This is a genomic window from Pseudomonas sp. SDO5522_S412 (assembly GCF_054071215.1).
This window is the reverse complement of record NZ_JBSVWQ010000147.1, coordinates 1-14,324: the sequence shown is the minus strand read 5'-3', so window position 1 is coordinate 14,324 and position 14,324 is coordinate 1. Positions and strand designations below refer to the sequence as shown.

At 61.4% G+C, this 14,324-nt stretch carries 15 protein-coding genes; 6 read left to right on the top strand and 9 right to left on the bottom strand.

Annotated elements, in window-relative coordinates; genetic code table 11:
- Positions 1 to 76: 76 nt before the first annotated feature.
- On the bottom strand, positions 77 to 778 hold the full coding sequence (locus ACW9I6_RS23315; RefSeq protein ID WP_008435916.1) for a hypothetical protein: 702 nt from the start codon (positions 776 to 778) through the stop codon (positions 77 to 79).
- Between the two features lie 217 nt (positions 779 to 995).
- On the opposite strand from ACW9I6_RS23315, the gene ACW9I6_RS23310 reads away from it, so the two are divergent.
- From ACW9I6_RS23310 to hemB, 3 genes are all read left to right on the top strand, one after another.
- On the top strand, positions 996 to 1,694 hold the full coding sequence (locus tag ACW9I6_RS23310) for a glutathione S-transferase N-terminal domain-containing protein (RefSeq protein WP_087694098.1): 699 nt from the start codon (positions 996 to 998) through the stop codon (positions 1,692 to 1,694).
- A gap of 8 nt (positions 1,695 to 1,702) precedes the next feature.
- A complete protein-coding gene (locus ACW9I6_RS23305) occupies positions 1,703 to 2,545 on the top strand; it encodes a PhzF family phenazine biosynthesis protein (protein WP_177021653.1) in 843 nt (280 codons plus the stop codon).
- A 123-nt stretch (positions 2,546 to 2,668) separates the two neighbouring features.
- On the top strand, positions 2,669 to 3,643 hold the full coding sequence (gene hemB / locus ACW9I6_RS23300) for a porphobilinogen synthase (protein WP_003211635.1): 975 nt from the start codon (positions 2,669 to 2,671) through the stop codon (positions 3,641 to 3,643).
- A 62-nt stretch (positions 3,644 to 3,705) separates the two neighbouring features.
- Here the strand turns inward: hemB and ACW9I6_RS23295 are convergent, their stop codons facing one another.
- Positions 3,706 to 4,320: a LysE family translocator gene (locus ACW9I6_RS23295; protein ID WP_008435896.1), complete on the bottom strand. Its 615-nt coding sequence runs from the start codon at positions 4,318 to 4,320 to the stop codon at positions 3,706 to 3,708.
- A 146-nt stretch (positions 4,321 to 4,466) separates the two neighbouring features.
- Here ACW9I6_RS23295 and ACW9I6_RS23290 point away from each other — a divergent pair, with 146 nt between their 5' ends.
- Both ACW9I6_RS23290 and ACW9I6_RS23285 read left to right on the top strand, forming a co-directional pair.
- Positions 4,467 to 5,552, top strand: a complete 1,086-nt coding sequence (locus ACW9I6_RS23290; protein ID WP_008435895.1) for a DUF1615 domain-containing protein — start codon at positions 4,467 to 4,469, stop codon at positions 5,550 to 5,552.
- Between the two features lie 93 nt (positions 5,553 to 5,645).
- Complete coding sequence (locus tag ACW9I6_RS23285; protein ID WP_003211628.1) at positions 5,646 to 6,065, top strand: PaaI family thioesterase; 420 nt, start codon at positions 5,646 to 5,648, stop codon at positions 6,063 to 6,065.
- A 60-nt stretch (positions 6,066 to 6,125) separates the two neighbouring features.
- Here the strand turns inward: ACW9I6_RS23285 and ACW9I6_RS23280 are convergent, their stop codons facing one another.
- Genes ACW9I6_RS23280 through ACW9I6_RS23270 form a run of 3 tightly spaced genes read right to left on the bottom strand, consistent with a single transcriptional unit; the run spans position 6,126 to position 8,708 of the window.
- Positions 6,126 to 7,307 (bottom strand): acetyl-CoA C-acetyltransferase, encoded by a 1,182-nt coding sequence (locus ACW9I6_RS23280; RefSeq protein WP_003211627.1) that lies wholly within the window; start codon positions 7,305 to 7,307, stop codon positions 6,126 to 6,128.
- 11 nt (positions 7,308 to 7,318) lie between these two features.
- Positions 7,319 to 7,978 (bottom strand): CoA transferase subunit B, encoded by a 660-nt coding sequence (locus ACW9I6_RS23275; protein ID WP_017475483.1) that lies wholly within the window; start codon positions 7,976 to 7,978, stop codon positions 7,319 to 7,321.
- A gap of 31 nt (positions 7,979 to 8,009) precedes the next feature.
- The gene (locus ACW9I6_RS23270; protein WP_008435892.1) at positions 8,010 to 8,708 is read right to left on the bottom strand and encodes a CoA transferase subunit A; all 699 of its coding nucleotides are present in this window, start codon (positions 8,706 to 8,708) and stop codon (positions 8,010 to 8,012) included.
- Positions 8,709 to 8,841: 133 nt separating this feature from the next.
- Between ACW9I6_RS23270 and ACW9I6_RS23265 the strand changes: the two genes are divergently transcribed.
- Positions 8,842 to 9,750, top strand: coding sequence for a LysR family transcriptional regulator (locus ACW9I6_RS23265; RefSeq protein ID WP_134326891.1), 909 nt, complete (start codon positions 8,842 to 8,844; stop codon positions 9,748 to 9,750).
- A 64-nt stretch (positions 9,751 to 9,814) separates the two neighbouring features.
- Here the strand turns inward: ACW9I6_RS23265 and ACW9I6_RS23260 are convergent, their stop codons facing one another.
- The 4 genes from ACW9I6_RS23260 to ACW9I6_RS23245 form a co-directional block, all read right to left on the bottom strand.
- Complete coding sequence (locus tag ACW9I6_RS23260) at positions 9,815 to 10,144, bottom strand: hypothetical protein (protein WP_003211618.1); 330 nt, start codon at positions 10,142 to 10,144, stop codon at positions 9,815 to 9,817.
- 626 nt (positions 10,145 to 10,770) lie between these two features.
- Positions 10,771 to 11,619 (bottom strand): NAD-dependent protein deacetylase, encoded by an 849-nt coding sequence (locus tag ACW9I6_RS23255; RefSeq protein WP_134326890.1) that lies wholly within the window; start codon positions 11,617 to 11,619, stop codon positions 10,771 to 10,773.
- 14 nt (positions 11,620 to 11,633) lie between these two features.
- The gene (locus ACW9I6_RS23250; RefSeq protein WP_003211614.1) at positions 11,634 to 12,074 is read right to left on the bottom strand and encodes a CBS domain-containing protein; all 441 of its coding nucleotides are present in this window, start codon (positions 12,072 to 12,074) and stop codon (positions 11,634 to 11,636) included.
- A gap of 135 nt (positions 12,075 to 12,209) precedes the next feature.
- Positions 12,210 to 14,159, bottom strand: coding sequence for a DNA topoisomerase III (locus tag ACW9I6_RS23245; protein ID WP_457339885.1), 1,950 nt, complete (start codon positions 14,157 to 14,159; stop codon positions 12,210 to 12,212).
- Between the last annotated feature and the right edge of the window lie 165 nt (positions 14,160 to 14,324).

The following is a 14,324-nucleotide window of genomic DNA, read 5'->3' as shown; positions in this document are numbered from 1 at the left end:
GGGGCCGCTTCGCAGCCCAGCGGGAGCAAGCTCCCTCGCCACAGCAAGCTCCCTCGCAACGGGTCTTCAGGGGCGGTCAGATATCGGCGCTGACTTGCGTTGCGTCCGGGCAAGTCTGCTGGCCATTATCCAGGCCTTGCTTGTAGTTGCGGCTGAGCAGCGAGGCCTTGCCGTTGTGCCAGGTCAGGGTCAACACATACAAGCTATCGAAATCGCTGCCGGACCAATCGTCGGTAATCACATGTTTTTCACCGACGGCCTCGCTTGCCACCTTGTTGATCAAGTCCGGCAGATACCCATGGGACCAGGCAGTGTAGATGACGGCGTTGTGGTATTTGTCTTCCACCAGTTCGTCAGCGAGGGCGCTGGTGTCATTGGCCGAGAACTTTATGTTGACCGGCAACCCGAGCTTGATCGCGCTGGGGCTGATGGTCATCAACGGGCGGATGTAGCTGTAGGAGTTGTCTTTCTCGCCTTCCTCGACATTGCGGGTCGGGTTGGGTGCGAACACGTAGTTGGCCTTGCCGAATTTTTCCGGCAGCACGGTGGCCAAGTTCATCGCACGGTTAAGCCCCTGGCAGTTGAGTTGGCCGAGGCCCCCGGCAGGTTTCTCCCCATGGCGCAGGAACACCAGGGTTTGCACGCCGTCGACCGGCTGGGCGCGGCTGACCCGCGATTCCAGGCTAAGGCCGACCGCGGCGCTCACCAGCAATACCGGCAGCAGGATGTAAGAGTAGCGTTTGAAGCGTTTCGCAAGGCACAGAGGCTTGTAGGTCATGATGGTTCTAAGTCTCGGTGCAGGGATTCAGGGCAAGCAAGCCCAGCCATCGGGCGCTCTTTAAGAGTTCCCCAAGGCAGTTTGGTTCGTTTCGCGGGGGAGATGGGGCGGCATCCTTGCCGTGTGCAGGAGATTAACCCGCCGATGTTGCTGAATTAAGACGGATGCACGATAGGCACTGAACCACTACTCTCCTACTTTTATCAGGAGTCCCATGATGAACTCACTTTCAGACTTCCCCATCACCGCCAAATGGCCGGCCCGGCATCCCGAGCGTCTGCAGCTGTATTCGTTGCCCACGCCCAACGGGGTCAAGGTGTCGATCATGCTCGAGGAAATCGGCCTGCCCTACGAGGCGCACAAGGTCAGTTTCGAGACCCAGGACCAGCTTTCCAGCGAGTTCCTGTCGCTGAACCCCAACAACAAGATCCCGGCGATCATCGACCCCAATGGCCCGAGCGGCCAGGCGCTGGGGCTGTTCGAGTCGGGCGCGATCCTGATCTACCTCGCCGAGAAGAGCGGTGAATTGCTTCCCGAAGACCCGGCGATGCGTTACGAGACGATCCAGTGGCTGATGTTCCAGATGGCCGGTATCGGGCCGATGTTCGGCCAGGTGGGGTTCTTCAACAAATTCGCCGGCGCGGCCTACGAAGACAAGCGCCCGCGCGACCGCTACGTCGCCGAGTCGCGCCGCTTGCTGGACGTGCTGGAAAAGCGCCTGTTGGGCCGCACCTGGATCATGGGCGACGAGTACAGCATTGCCGACATCGCCACCTTCCCGTGGGTTCGCAACCTGATCGGCTTCTATGAGTCCGGCGACCTGGTGGGTATTACCGACTTCCCGAACGTACTGCGGGCCCTGGACGGGTTTGTCGCCCGGCCGGCGGTGATCCGTGGCTTGAACATCCCAGCATAAGGACCGGCATGGCTTCTTTCGACTTCAAACAACTGGACGTTTTCAGCAGCGTGGCCGTCAAGGGCAACCCGTTGGCCGTGGTGCTGGGCGCCGACAGCCTGAGCGACCAGCAGATGGCGGATTTCGCCAACTGGACCAACCTCAGCGAAACCACCTTCCTGCTCAAGCCCCGTGATCCACGAGCGGACTACCGCGTAAGGATCTTCACGACCCTCAAGGAATTGCCGTTTGCCGGCCATCCGACCCTGGGCAGTTGCCATGCCTGGTTGCTGGCCGGTGGCCAACCCGCTGGGGAGGAGATCATCCAGGAGTGTGAGATCGGCCTGGTGCGCATCCGCCGCCAGGGCGATGAACTGGCGTTTATCGCGCCACCGTTGCTGCGTTCCGGCCCGCTGGAAGCTGAATTGGTCGAGCGCGTGCGTCGGGCCCTGGACCTTGAGCCCGGTGCGATTTTGCGCAGCCAGTGGGTGGATAACGGCGCGGGCTGGCTGGCGGTGATGCTGGCGGATCGCGAGCAGGTACTGGCACTGCGGCCTGACTATTCGCAGTTGCAGGGCTTGGCCGTGGGCGTGATCGCCCCGTGGAACCCCGAGCGGGATGGCGATGAGGCGCAGTTTGAGGTGCGGGCCTTTATTGCCGGCGACGGCGCTCCGGAAGATCCGGCCACCGGCAGCCTGAACGCCGGTGTCGCCCAGTGGTTGCTGGGCGAGGGGTTGGCGCCCAGCCGCTATGTGGTCAGCCAAGGCACCGCCATGGGCCGCGCCGGGCGAATCCGCATTGAACACAGCGGCGAGGAAATCTGGGTCGGCGGCGCGGTTGCCGTTTGCATTGAAGGCCGTCTACAGCTCTAGATCAATGCAATTGTTACCAAGCCTGCAATAAACTGTTCCGCACTTGGCGTTTGTGCTCTGCGGTGCACGAGGCATAAGCTTTCGCCCCAAAGATTTTTGGCCTGCCTTTTTTCAGGAGCATCAATGTCCAGCCAGTTCCCCGAAGCCCGTCCACGCCGCCTGCGCCGCTCCCCGGAGTTGCGTGGCCTGTTCCAGGAAAGCGAATTCACCCTCAATGACCTGGTGCTGCCGATCTTCGTTGAAGAAGAAATCGACGACTTCGTGCCAATCACCAGCATGCCCGGGGTGCAGCGCATTCCCGAGTCGAAGCTGGCGGGTGAGATCGAGCGCTATGCGAAAGCCGGGATCAAGTCGGTGATGACCTTCGGCGTGTCCCACCACCTGGACGCCTCGGGCAGTGACACCTGGCAAGAGCGTGGCCTGGTGTCGCGCATGTCCTCGATCATCAAGGATGCGGTGCCGGAAATGATCGTGATGTCCGACACCTGCTTCTGCGAGTACACCGACCACGGCCATTGCGGCGTGATGCACGGCGCCGAAGTCGACAACGACCGCACCCTGGTCAACCTTGGCAAGCAAGCTGTGGCTGCCGCTCGTGCCGGTGCCGATGTGATCGCGCCGTCTGCCGCGATGGACGGGCAGGTCCAGGCCATTCGCCGGGCCCTGGATGAAGCAGGCTTCAGCCATATCCCGATCATGGCCTATTCCACCAAGTTCGCCTCGGCCCTCTACGGCCCGTTCCGCGAAGCCGGCGGCAGCGCGCTGAAGGGCGATCGCAAGAGCTACCAGATGAACCCGATGAACCGCCGCGAAGCGGTGCGCGAATCGTTGCTGGATGAGCAGGAAGGTGCGGACGCGCTGATGGTCAAGCCGGCCGGCGCGTACCTGGACATCATCCGCGACATCCGCGAAGCCTCGCGTTTGCCGGTGGCGGCGTACCAGGTCAGCGGCGAGTACGCGATGATCAAGTTCGGCGCCCAGGCGGGCGCGATCGACGAAGCCCGCGTGGTACGGGAAACCCTGGGCTCGATCAAGCGCGCCGGTGCGGACTTGATCTTCACCTACTTCGCGATGGACCTGGCACTTGCCGGGATCTAAGTAACCTGTGGCGAGGGAGCAAGCTCCCTCGCCACAGAAGGCTGTTCGCGGCTGCTTGAAACTTAGCGCTGGGCAAACGCCAGGTTCAGCCCCAACCCCGCAAACGCCGCTGCAAAACTGCGGCGCAGCCAGTTCTGTACACGTGGCGATTCGATCACCGCGCGGCGGAACACATTGGCCAGCAGGCCATAAATCACAAACACCGCAAACGTCATCGCCATGAATACACTGCTCAGCAACAGCATTTGCAGGGCCGGTGCGCCCGCGCCCGGGGTGACGAATTGCGGCAGGAACGCCAGGAAGAAAATCGTCAGCTTGGGGTTCAGAATATTCAGCAACAGGCCTCGCACCATCAGGCTGTGGGCGCTGGAAATCGTCGGTGTGTCGTTCATGGCAAAGGCCGAGCGGTCCCGCCAGGTGGCATAGGCGAGGTACAGCAAGTAGGCGGCGCCGGCATACTTGAGGGCTTCGAACGCCAGGGCGCTGGTGTGCAGCAGGGCGGACAGCCCAAGCACGGAGGCCAACAAGTGCGGGACGATCCCGGCGGTGCAGCCCAGCGCGGCGAACACACTGGCGCGCTTGCCGGCGGTCAGTCCGGTGGACACGGTGAAGATCACGCCGGTGCCGGGAATGAGCACGACGATCAGGCAGGTGATCAGGAAGTTCAGGCTAAGCATGGCATTCAAACTCCTTGTAGGAACGACGGGAGCCTGATCCTTTCACGTTGCGGTTTTTTTGGCGAGTGCGGCAGGTCGGCGAACCCCGGTTAGACTTACCGGTCGATATCTGCCAAGACTGGCCCATCGTCACCCAAGGAAGCCCCATGCGTTCATCTCGCCTCATCCTGTGCCTTACCACCTTATTGGTACTGGCCGGCTGCTCCAGCCAGCGCACCCAGCAACTGCCGGAGCGCAGCGAAGCCGAGGTGAAAGCGCAGATCGTGCGGCTGATGCCGGCCAGCGTGCCGGATCGTGGCGGCTGGGCCCAGGACATCTACACCGCCTTCAACACGCAGAAAATCTACCCTGGTACGGAGAACATCTGCGCGGTATTGGCCGTGACCGAGCAGGAGTCCACCTATCAGGTCGACCCGCCGGTCCCGAACATGGGCAAGATCGCCCAGGACGAGATCCTGCGGCGCGCCGCTAAAGTCCATGTGCCGGCGGTATTGGTGCGCACGGCACTGCAACTGCGCTCGCCCACCGGCAAGTCCTACGCCGAGCGCTTGAACGCTGCGCGCACCGAGCGGGATTTGAGTGGAATCTTTGACGACTTCATCAGTGTCGTGCCCTTGGGCAATACGCTGTTTGGCGGCTTCAACCCGGTGCATACCGCAGGCCCGATGCAGGTCAGCATCGACTTCGCACAGAAGCAGGCCCGGGATTATCCCTACACCGTGGATGGCAGCATCCGCCGGGAAGTGTTTACCCGCCGAGGCGGCATGTACTTTGGCATCACCCATCTGCTGGGCTACCCGGTGAATTACGACCAGATGCTATACCGCTTCGCCGATTTCAATGCCGGTTGGTACGCCAGCCGCAACGCCGCATTCCAGGCAGCGGTCAGCCGGGTCTCGGGTACCACGCTGGCGCTGGACGGCGACTTGATCAACTACGGCTCGTTCCTGCCAGGCACCACCGAGCTGGCAGTGCGCTCACTGGGCAAGGCGCTGGACATGCGCAACCCGAGCATCCGCAGCCAGCTGGAGCAGGGCGAGCGCCTGGATTTTGAAGACACTACCCTGTACCAGCGGGTGTTCGCCCTGGCCGACAAGGCCGCCGGCAAACCGGTGCCGCGGGCGATCCTGCCGGGCATCGTGCTGAAAAGCCCGAAGATCACCCGCAACCTCACCACGGCCTGGTTTGCCAAGCGCGTGGATGAGCGTTATCAGCGCTGCATGAAGCGTTAGGCTTATCACCGGGGATTTACCGGGCTGATGTTGATGGTCCGGATGGCTGCGGTGGGATACACCTCCAGCCTTGTCCCCAAGGAAGAACCTGACATGACTGCCCATGCCATCCCCGAAGGCTTTACTCCACTGCGTCGTAGCAGCCCACTCCTGGACCTGCTTGGCCCGGTGTATAGCCGAGGTGAAGGCTTGCAGCTGGAAATCGGCCTGCGCGCCGACAACCGCCACGCCAACGGACGCGGCACCGTGCACGGTGGCGTGCTGGCCACCCTGGCGGATGTGGGCATGGGCTACGCCATGGCGTTTTCCAGCGAGCCGCCGCTGCCGTTGATCACGGCGAGCATGACCCTGGACTATCTCGGCGCGGTGCAGGTAGGGGAGTGGGTCGAGGTGCGTCTGGAGCATCACAAGCGCGGGCGGCAGATGGCGTTTGCCACGGTCAGCGTGCAGGTCGGGGAGAAGGTGGTGGTGCGGGCAAATGCGGTGTTTGCGGTGCCCCAGGCGCGGGACTGACCGATAAAGAAAAGGCCCGGTTTTCGTGGAACCGGGCCTTTTCCATGTTGCTCTTCGAAATCAGCTGCGTTCAAGGGCCAGGGCTACACCTTGCCCGCCACCGATGCACAGGGTGGCCAGGCCTTTCTTGGCGTCACGCTTGATCATTTCATGCAGCAGGGTCACCAGCACACGGCAGCCTGACGCGCCAATCGGGTGGCCGATGGCAATCGCGCCGCCGTTGACGTTGACCTTGGCCGCGTCCCATTCCAGCTCTTTGCCCACCGCCAGTGACTGCGCGGCAAAGGCTTCGTTGGCTTCGATCAGGTCCAGGTCGCCCAGGCTCCAGCCGGCCTTGTCCAGGCAGCGGCGGGTGGCCGATACCGGGCCAATGCCCATGATCGCGGGATCGACGCCGGCGTTGGCGTAGCTGGCGATTCGGGCCAGCACTGGCAAGCCGAGCGCCTTGGCTTTGTCCGCGCTCATCAGCAGCACGGCAGCCGCGCCGTCGTTGAGGCTGGATGCGTTGCCGGCGGTGACGGTGCCGTCTTTCTTGAAGGCCGGCTTGAGCTTGGCCAGGGATTCGGCGGTGGTGCCCGCCCGTGGCTGTTCGTCCACGGCGAAGGCCACCGGGTCGCCCTTGCGCTGGGGAATCAGGATCGGTGTGATCTCATCGCTGAAACGCCCGGCTTCAATGGCCGCCGTGGCTTTTTGCTGGGAGGCGGCGGCGAAGGCGTCCTGGGCTTCACGGCTAATGCCGTACTTGTCCACCAGGTTCTCGGCGGTGATCCCCATGTGGTAGTCGTTGAACGCATCCCACAGACCGTCGGTGATCATGCTGTCGATCATCTTCGCATGGCCCATGCGCAGGCCGGTGCGGGCGGCCGGCAATACGTACGGGGCCAGGCTCATGTTCTCCATGCCGCCGGCGATGATTACCTCGGCATCGCCGCAACGGATCGCTTGTGCGCCCAGGTGCAGGGCCTTGAGCCCCGAGCCGCAGACCTTGTTCAGGGTCAGCGCCGGCACGGCGTGGGGCAGGCCGGCGAGGATCGAGGCCTGGCGGGCCGGGTTCTGGCCGCTGCCGGCGGTGAGCACCTGGCCAAGGATCACTTCATCCACGAGTGCCGGGTCGATGCCGGTCTGCTCCAGCAGGCGACGAATCACCGCAGCCCCCAGCTCCGGGGCCGGGATGCTTGCCAGCGAACCTTGGAAGCTGCCCACGGCGGTGCGGGTGGCAGCAACAATCACGACGTCTTGCATGGAATCTGTCCTCACTGGAAGTGCATTTCTGGAACGTGGTCCGGGACGATCAGTTTACCGGCTGTCTTGCTGACGATCTCTTCAACACTGACGCCAGGTGCGCGTTCCTTGAGGACAAAAGCGCCATTTTCGATTTCCAGGTAGGCCAGGTCCGTCAGCACGCGCTTGATGCAGTTGGCGCCGGTCAGCGGCAGGCTGCAGCGGCTCAGCAACTTGGATTCACCGTCCTTGGACGCGTGGGTCATGATCACGATGATGTTCTCGGCACCGGCCACCAGGTCCATCGCGCCGCCCATGCCCTTGACCAGCTTGCCGGGGATCATCCACGAGGCGATGTTGCCCTGTACATCGACCTCAAACGCGCCGAGCACGGTCAGGTCGACATGGCCGCCGCGAATCATCGCGAAGGACTCGGCCGAGGAGAAGATCGATGCGCCAATGCGCGCGGTGACGGTCTGTTTGCCGGCGTTGATCATGTCGGCATCGATGGTTTCTTCAGTAGGAAACGGACCCATGCCCAGCAGGCCGTTTTCCGACTGCAGCATGACCTCCATGCCTTCTGGGATGTAGTTGGCCACCAGGGTCGGAATGCCGATGCCGAGGTTGACGTAGAAACCGTCCTGCATTTCGCGGGCGACGCGTTGAGCCATTTGTTCGCGGGTAAGAGCCATTTTTTGTCTCCTTATTATTTGGGCTGGTGGATTATTTGCGGAGGGTGCGCTGTTCGATGCGCTTCTCGAAGGTGCCGCAAATGATCCGGTCGACGTAGATCCCTGGGGTGTGGATATGCGCCGGGTCCAGCTCGCCCGGTTCGACGATTTCTTCGACTTCGACCACGGTGATCCTGCCGGCGGTGGCGGCCAGCGGGTTGAAGTTCTGGGCGGTATGGCGATAGATCACATTGCCGAAGTGGTCGGCTTTCCAGCCTTTGACGATGGCGAAGTCGCCGGTGATGGATTCTTCCATCAGGTACGGGCGACCGTTGAACTCGCGGGTTTCCTTGCCTTCAGCGACTGGCGTGCCGACGCCGGTGGCGGTGAAGAAGGCCGGGATGCCGGCACCGCCTGCGCGCAGTTTTTCGGCGAGGGTGCCTTGGGGCGTCAGGACCACTTCGATTTCGCCGCTGAGCAGTTGCTTCTCGAACAGGGCGTTTTCACCGACGTAGGACGCGAAGACCTTGCTGATCTGCTTGCCTTCCAGCAGCAGGCCCAGGCCGAAGCCGTCGACGCCGCAGTTGTTGGAGACCACGGTCAGGTTGCGGGTGCCCTTGCGCTTGATTTCGGCAATGAGGTTTTCCGGGATGCCGCACAGGCCAAAACCACCGGCAAGTACCGTCATGCCATCTTCCAGGCCTGCCAGCGCCTCTTCATAGGACGCTACGCGTTTATCAAAACCTGCCATATGCACCTCTTTTATTGTTTGTGGGCCAGCCATATGAACCGAGTGTTGCGCCGACGGATTGATTTGTTAAGTTGTTTTTTAAGGTTGATTGATTTAAAAAACAGCATAGTCCTCAGCCATCGGGAGAAGCTTGATGACAGTTAAACAGATGCGCGCCTTTCTTGCCGTGGCCCAGACCTTGAGCTTTGCGGCCGCCTGTGAGCGTTTGCATCTTTCCCAGTCGGCCTTGAGCCTGACCATCAAAGGCCTGGAAGAAGGCCTGGGCGGGCGGCTGTTCAGCCGCAATACGCGCAATGTCGCGCTGACCCCTGAAGGCGAATCCCTGCTGCCCCTGGCCCGGCGCCTGATCGCCGACTGGGACAATGCCGAGGATGAGTTGCGCCAGCGTTTCACCTTGCAGCGCGGGCGGGTAACAGTGGCGGCGATGCCGTCGTTTGCCGGAAACCTGCTGCCACCGATCCTGAAGATTTTTCGCGCGCGCTATCCCCAGGTCAACGTAACGGTGAATGACGTGATCAACGAGCAGGTGCTGGAAATGGTCCGCGATCGCCAAGTGGAGTTGGGCGTGGCGTTTGAACCGTCGGAAAGCTCATCGCTGGTGTTCACCCCGCTGTATGTGGACCGCTTTGTGGCGGTGGTGCCCGGTGACTCGCCATTGGCACGCCGCTCCGATATCGCCTGGCACACCTTGCTGGAACAACCCTTCATCACCTTGCAGCGCCCGTCCACGGTACGAGTGATGCTTGAAGAACACCTGAAGGCGCTGGACCTGAAGCTGCCCGTAGCCCTGGAGAGCCATCAACTGGCGACGGTGGGCAAGATGGTTGCCAGTGGCTTGGGCGTGAGTGCAGTGCCGGCGTTGTGTGCACGCCAAATGCAGGAAGCAGGCGCCCATTGCATCACCTTGAGCGATCCGGTGATCGAACGGCCGATTGGTGTACTGACCAAGCCCGGCCACGAACTTTCAGCGGCGGCCCAGGCCATGTTTGATATTTTTTGCGATGAAGCGGGGAAGGGGCGTTTTCCGGCGTTGTTGCGATAACCGTCGGCCATAAAAAAGCCTGCTCGTTTTAAGCGAGCAGGCTTAAGTGATAAGTGCGTAGTTATCAGCAGTATCTGTCGATCACCTTAACTTGCGAATGGCCTTTAAGGTTCTGCCACTCGGTATTAAGTGTATGGAAGACCTGCTCGATAAAGTTGCGATCGGCGGCGGCTTTCTTGCCGACATAACCCTGGCCGCGGCGGTACATCTTCAGGCGCGCTGCCAGTTCACGGTTATTCCTGTCGAACTCTTCTTCCACGGTGTGGGGCGCCAGGCAGTCAATATGGACCTGGCCCGATTTACCAATCCAGAGGATATGGTCGTCGAGCGTGTCTTTCTGCGCTGCGAACATCTCAGCCAATTCATCGATAGTTGGTTGGTTGTTCAGATTCATGTGTAAGCCCCTTGACCAGTTGGCGATCTCTAGTTGATCCGTTAAAACTACTAAGTTGTCTCCGGCTCAGAAAACCGGGCGTCAGCGACTGTCTGCCGAATACGGGCAGGGTCTTGAACCGATGCATGTAGTCTTGCTGATGACCTGCTACGCAATGGTTTCATAACGAAGACAAGCAGCGTTTGAGCTCCTTGTACCGATCCTTTCGGGCCGGTCAGCTTCATCAATCTGCCTTGTGGGCAGTGCACATCCGGAAAAAACAGCTCGGCGGTCAGACGAGCTTGTTCAAAACGCGTGTTACCAACGCTCCCGATCCGGGAGACGCTTGAATCATGCAATTACAAAACGGTTACGTCAACGATTATGTAGTGATTATTTTTGAGCACTACATAAATCCTTGCAGGGCGGGGGTGTGAGCGGAAAACGTGACTTGGGCGTCACTTTTCGTGCGGGCAGGTCGCGGGATCCGGGGGCTTTTTGTGGCGAGGGAGCTTGCTCCCGCTGGGGTGCGAAGCGCCCCCACCAGGCTGACTGCGGTTCTTCAGGAATCATTCGGTTGTCGGTTTTGGGGCTGCTGCGCAGCCCAGCGGGAGCAAGCTCCCTCGCCACAGAAAAGCAGGATTGGGCTATCCCAGGCGTTCTGCCAGCAACGGCAACAAACGTTCGCAGGAGGCTTCGATCTTGAGTTGCAGCAACTCATCGCCCCGTGTCTTGCCCAGATTGATGGCAATCACGGGCTTGCCTTGCTCGACCATCGCCTTGCACAACCGAAACGCTGAATACGCCATCAGCGACGAACCCACCACCAGCAATCCTTCTGCGTCATCCACCGCCGCCATCGCCTTGGCTGCCGTGCCCTGGGCGACGTTCTCACCGAAAAACACCACATCCGGCTTCAACCGTTGCCCACCGCAATGGGGGCAGCGGGGCACCTGAAAACGTCCTTCAAAGGCCGGGTCCAGCAGGGTGTCACCGTCGGGGGCTTGGACGGCATCCACACCCGCCAAGTACGGATTCTCCGCTTCCATTTGGCGCTGGATCAGGTCCCGTTCGCTGGTCTGCTGGCAATCCAGACATAGCACCCGGTGAAGGCTGCCGTGGAGTTCGATCACATCATGGCTGCCAGCCTGGTCGTGCAGGGTGTCGACGTTCTGGGTGATCAGCCCGGTAATGCGCTGGCGCTGCTGCAGGGTGGCCAACGCGATATGCGCCGCGTTCGGCTGCGCGACACGCACCCTCGGCCAGCCGAGCATCGCCCGCGCCCAGTAGCGGCGGCGCGCCTGCGGGGTTGCCAGGAACTCCTGGTACATCATCGGTGCCTTGCCCCGGCGCACGCCTTCGCTGTCGCGATAATCGGGAATCCCCGAAGAGGTGCTGATACCCGCACCGGTCAGCACCAGGAAGCGCCGTTCGGCCATGGCCCGGTGCAGGTTGTCGAGTTGGTTATCGACTTGATGTTGCAGGGTATCGAGCATGGGGTCCCCAATGATTATTCGCCGCGAATGTACTGCTCCAGCTGTTTGATCAGGTCGGCCTGTTCGGCAATCGCTTCCTTGACCAGGTCGCCGATGGACAGCAGGCCAAGCAGTTCGCCATTCTCCACCACAGGCAGGTGCCGCAGATGTCGGTCGGTCATGATCGTCATGCACGTCTCGACAGTCTGGTGAGTGTCGACGGTGATCACCGGTGAATTCATGATCTCGTGGGCTTTGGTCGTCACCGAAGACAATCCATGGAGGATGACCTTACGGGCATAGTCTCGTTCACTGATGATGCCCACCACCTTGCCGTCCTGGAGCACTGGCAAGGCCCCGACGTTTTTCGAAGCCATCACGATCAGGGCCTCAAATACCGTATGGTCGTGGGGGATGGTGTGGACTTGATGGTTATGCTGGTCTTTGGACTTCAGCACTTGGGCAACGGTTTTCATGGAGGCCACTCCGGTGTTGTTATTGTTGGGAGGTTAGCAGGCCCTACAGAATCCTGGATGGCCTGCAGCAGGGCAAGGTCCAAAGCGGCATACATCCCGTCGAAAAACGTCATTGTCGCGATTTCTTAGTGCTTCTCAGCCTTTGTTTGCCGGTTTCGCCGCCCGCTTCGGGCTGGTGGCCGTCTTGCGCTTGGCCGGTTTGCGTTTGTTTTTCCACGGTGTGGCGCCACGGCCGGCCGGGCTGGCCGGGCCGCTGATGGTCAGGCGCATGCCAGTGCAGCGGGTCACCTGTTTGCTCATCCATGCCGCCTGTTTGGCGACGAACTCTTCCAGGCTCATCTCGCCGCTTTGTACCATGTCCAGTGCCTGCTCCCAGATAGCGGTGGTACCGGGGTCGGCAATTGCCCGTGGCACTGCATCAATCAGGCTGAAAGCGGCGGGTGTTGCCGACAGCGCCTTGCCGTTTTTCACCAGGTAGCCGCGGTCCAGCAGGCCCTGGATGATCCCGGCGCGGGTGGCTTCGGTGCCGATCCCGGTGGTGTCCTTGAGCTTTTGCTTGAGCAGCGGGTCTTCCACCAGCTTGGCGACGTTTTTCATCGCCTTGATCAGGTCGCCTTCGGTGAAGGGTTTGGGTGGCTGGGTCCACAGGTCCTTGAGGTTGACCTTGGCCACGGCGTAGTCCTGCCCCTGAACCAGTTTTGGCAAGGACTGCGGCGCAGGTGCTTCACGGCCCTTGGCCGGCGCCAATGCTTCCGGCAATGCGCGTTTCCAGCCAGGCTCGACGATGACTTTGCCAACTGCCCGCAGGGCTTCCCCGGCGCAGTCGAAGTCTGCCTGGGTGCGGTCGTATTCGTGATTGGGCAGGAACTGCGCGAGATAGCGGGCGCGAATCAGGGTGTATACCGCGCGATGCTTGCCCGTCAATTGCCCGACATCCTTGCCGGCGCCGGTGGGAATGATGCCGTGGTGAGCGCTGACCTTGGCGTCGTTCCAGGCTCGGGAGCGCCGCTTCGGGTCGATGTGTGGCATCAATTCATTCACCGCCGGATCGGCCCGCCCCAGCGCCGCGAGGATTTTCGGCGCGTCGCCGTGCTGGCTCAGGGGCAGGTAGCCGCAATCGCTGCGGGGGTAAGTGATGACCTTGTGGGTTTCGTAGAGCGACTGCGCAACATCCAGGGTTTCCTGGGCGCCGAGGCCAAGCTTTTTCGAGCAGATTTCCTGCAGGGTGCCGAGGTCGAAGGGCAGGGGCGCGACGTCGCGCATGCGCTCGGTACGCAGTTTGACCAGCCGGGCGCTGGCGGCGTTGCTCATGGCATTGGCGGCGTCCCGGGCAAGCTGCGGATTGAGGCAGCGGCCCTGATCGTCACAGGCGTCTTCTGTTGCGCGCCACTGCGCCGTAAAGGTGATGTCGTCGTGGAGCAGATCCACATCGATGGCCCAATAAGCGACGGGTACAAAGTCGGCAATGCTGCGGTCCCGGTCCACTACCAGGCGCAAGGTCGGGGTTTGCACACGGCCGACCGGCAACACGCCCTGGTAGCCGGACTGTTGGCCCAGCAGGGTAAACAGGCGGCTCATGTTCATCCCGATCAGCCAGTCGGCACGGGAGCGGCCAAGGGCCGAATGGTAGAGGCTGAAGGTTTCAGCACCGGGCTTCAACGAGGCCAGGGCCTTGCGGATCGACGCGTCGTCGAGCGCCGAGAGCCATAGCCGCTGGATGGGGCCGCGATAACGGCAATGCTCCACCAGCTCACGGGCGATCATCTCGCCCTCACGGTCGGCATCGGTGGCGATCACCAGTTCCTGGGCTTCCCCCAGCAGACGCTTGACCGCCTTGAACTGGCTGGCAGTCTTGGGCTTGACCAGCATCTTCCATTTTTCGGGGATGATAGGCAGGTCGGCCAGCGCCCAGCGCTTGTACTTGGCGTCGTAGCTGTCGGGCGGGGCGGTTTCCAGCAGGTGGCCGATGCACCAGGTCACCGTCACGCCTGAACCCAGCCAACAACCGTCGCCACGCCGGGTCGCGCCGAGCACGGCGGCGATATCCTTGGCCTGGGACGGTTTTTCACAGAGGAACAGCCGCATGGTCACCACATTCGCTACGCAATTGAATGGGGAGCAGGATGAGCAATAAATCAGAATTGGGCAACTTTTATCTGGATGGATATACAGCAATTTGTGTGTCTGGTGCTAAACCCGATGTGGGAGCGGGCTTGCTCGCGAATGCGGTGTATCAGTCAACCTATCCGG

Bases quoted from the DNA above. Each gene is read 5' to 3' on its own strand.
- ACW9I6_RS23270 (WP_008435892.1), bottom strand. From the start codon at position 8,708: ATGGCAGGTTTTGATAAACGCGTAGCGTCCTATGAAGAGGCGCTGGCA.
- ACW9I6_RS23315 (WP_008435916.1), bottom strand. From the start codon at position 778: ATGACCTACAAGCCTCTGTGCCTTGCGAAACGCTTCAAACGCTACTCT.
- ACW9I6_RS23265 (WP_134326891.1), top strand. From the start codon at position 8,842: ATGACAGTTAAACAGATGCGCGCCTTTCTTGCCGTGGCCCAGACCTTG.
- ACW9I6_RS23305 (WP_177021653.1), top strand. From the start codon at position 1,703: ATGGCTTCTTTCGACTTCAAACAACTGGACGTTTTCAGCAGCGTGGCC.
- ACW9I6_RS23285 (WP_003211628.1), top strand. From the start codon at position 5,646: ATGACTGCCCATGCCATCCCCGAAGGCTTTACTCCACTGCGTCGTAGC.
- hemB (WP_003211635.1), top strand. From the start codon at position 2,669: ATGTCCAGCCAGTTCCCCGAAGCCCGTCCACGCCGCCTGCGCCGCTCC.
- ACW9I6_RS23250 (WP_003211614.1), bottom strand. From the start codon at position 12,074: ATGAAAACCGTTGCCCAAGTGCTGAAGTCCAAAGACCAGCATAACCAT.
- ACW9I6_RS23260 (WP_003211618.1), bottom strand. From the start codon at position 10,144: ATGAATCTGAACAACCAACCAACTATCGATGAATTGGCTGAGATGTTC.
- ACW9I6_RS23280 (WP_003211627.1), bottom strand. From the start codon at position 7,307: ATGCAAGACGTCGTGATTGTTGCTGCCACCCGCACCGCCGTGGGCAGC.
- ACW9I6_RS23295 (WP_008435896.1), bottom strand. From the start codon at position 4,320: ATGCTTAGCCTGAACTTCCTGATCACCTGCCTGATCGTCGTGCTCATT.
- ACW9I6_RS23245 (WP_457339885.1), bottom strand. From the start codon at position 14,159: ATGCGGCTGTTCCTCTGTGAAAAACCGTCCCAGGCCAAGGATATCGCC.
- ACW9I6_RS23310 (WP_087694098.1), top strand. From the start codon at position 996: ATGAACTCACTTTCAGACTTCCCCATCACCGCCAAATGGCCGGCCCGG.
- ACW9I6_RS23275 (WP_017475483.1), bottom strand. From the start codon at position 7,978: ATGGCTCTTACCCGCGAACAAATGGCTCAACGCGTCGCCCGCGAAATG.
- ACW9I6_RS23255 (WP_134326890.1), bottom strand. From the start codon at position 11,619: ATGCTCGATACCCTGCAACATCAAGTCGATAACCAACTCGACAACCTG.
- ACW9I6_RS23290 (WP_008435895.1), top strand. From the start codon at position 4,467: ATGCGTTCATCTCGCCTCATCCTGTGCCTTACCACCTTATTGGTACTG.